Origin of the sequence: Nitrincola sp. A-D6 (assembly GCF_000764495.1) — a bacterium.
Lineage (GTDB): Bacteria > Pseudomonadota > Gammaproteobacteria > Pseudomonadales > Balneatricaceae > Nitrincola.
In genome coordinates, this window is sequence record NZ_JRLB01000045.1 from 1 (window position 1) to 1,676 (window position 1,676).

3 protein-coding genes are annotated in these 1,676 nt (G+C 48.9%); 2 read left to right on the forward strand and 1 reads right to left on the reverse strand.

Going from position 1 to position 1,676, the window contains the following annotated elements:
* On the reverse strand, positions 1 to 481 hold a 481-nt coding region (locus LH51_RS08790; protein WP_036521623.1), incomplete at its 3' end, for an ABC transporter permease.
* Between the two features lie 102 nt (positions 482 to 583).
* On the opposite strand from LH51_RS08790, the gene LH51_RS08795 reads away from it, so the two are divergent.
* Together LH51_RS08795 and LH51_RS08800 are read left to right on the forward strand one after the other, a co-directional pair.
* A complete protein-coding gene (locus LH51_RS08795) occupies positions 584 to 1,168 on the forward strand; it encodes a PilZ domain-containing protein (protein WP_036521626.1) in 585 nt (194 codons plus the stop codon).
* Complete coding sequence (locus tag LH51_RS08800; protein WP_036521628.1) at positions 1,161 to 1,442, forward strand: hypothetical protein; 282 nt, start codon at positions 1,161 to 1,163, stop codon at positions 1,440 to 1,442. Before LH51_RS08795 ends, LH51_RS08800 begins: the two co-directional genes overlap by 8 nt.
* Positions 1,443 to 1,676: the final 234 nt, after the last annotated feature.

Genomic DNA, 1,676 nt, shown 5'->3' on the forward strand with positions numbered 1-1,676 from the left:
CGCGCGCCAGATGCCTGGCCAGCAAATCACCCAGTATGATGTTAAAGTCACCAGGAACCAGCGAGTCCAATGATCCGGACAGAAAATGATCGTCAATAATAGATACACTGGGCTCCAGTTCAGGATCAATGCCATTGACCAGTATACCCTGCACCTGACCTGCATGGGTAAGCATCCCCTGAGCATGCACATAGGGCGCCGTCGCAACCACTTGGGGTGAGCGTTCAACTCGCTCGCTAACGTTTTGCCAGTCATGCATCTCGCGCTGGTAGTCGCTCAGCGTGGCATGCGGCACCATACCCAGAATACGTTGACGCAGCTCGCGGTCAAAGCCATTCATCACCGAAAGGACCACGATCAGTGCCGCTACCCCCAGAGTGAGCCCGAGCATCGAAACCAGGGAAATAAACGAAATAAAATGATTGCCACGCTTAGCGGCAGTGTAACGGAGACCGATAAACAGTGAAAAGGGTCTGAACATAGCTGGGTTAAACCAATATCAGCTAAAGCTGCCTATAACAGATTGATGGATTATTCGTTATACTCAACCAATAAACCGGAAATAACACAATGGAGAATCGCTTTGGAACAGGATCGCCGACAATTCTATCGCATTGACAGGTGGGTTGCACTGGAGTTTCAACTTCTGGAAACAGATACTCAGCTACAGGACTATCCGCTTCCAGGAACCTTCAGGGTTTCCCCACACTTTATGCTGCATGCCGAACTGCAACACCTGAATCTGGCTATAGACCAACACTTGGCGCGCCTTGAAGGTGTACCGGAAAAACTAGTACAACTGTTTCAGTTACTAAACCAGAAAACCGATATCATTGCCCAATCTCTGACCGCCAATGATGAAATTGGTTTTAATATTCGCACAGACCTGGTGAATTTAAGTGAAGGCGGCCTGTCATTCAACCATCCGAATGCATTGAACATCGGCCAAAAAGCCGTCGTACGCCTGATCATGCCTGAGTCTGAAACCGGTCTCAGGTTGATGACTGAAGTCAAGCGTTGTGAAACAGACCAGGACGACAATAGCTATGAAATAGGTCTGGAGTTTCTGCGCATGCCAGAAGCCTGCCGAATGGAGCTGGCCAGGCTGATTCTGCGCTCCCAGATTGACCTACATAAAGCACAGCCAGACGAGCAAGTGAATGACTGATCATCAGAAGAAACTGCTGCATCACCTGGCCGTCGCGGGTGGCTTTGTTTTTTTGATTCTGTGGTTTTATTTTGGCCGAAAAACCGGCTTTCTGGATTGGGCCGTAAGTCTGGCCCCATCCAGCCACGCCGGAGCTGCACTGACCCTAGCCATCATGATCATGATGTTGCCAGCCTTTTTTATCTGGAAATATATAAACAGACTGGTTGAAAAGAAGCTGGATATCAGTGGGCGCTATTACGAAGATGATGTGTACAAAAAACCGGGTGAGTAATCCTTCCAACATGCACTGATAACAGAATTATCGGCGCATCTTGGTAGTTCGCTGAGGCGGTGCCACGCGGGGTAGTGGTATCGTTTTGGCGTGACACAATGGGATGGACTCCTCCTCACCTAACCGGCATCTATGTGCCAAAATGGTGAGTAGACCACAAACCATCTAACGATGAGGAGAAGCCCAGATGACTATTATCCGTGTTGGTGTTGATATTGCAAAGTCTGTTTTTCA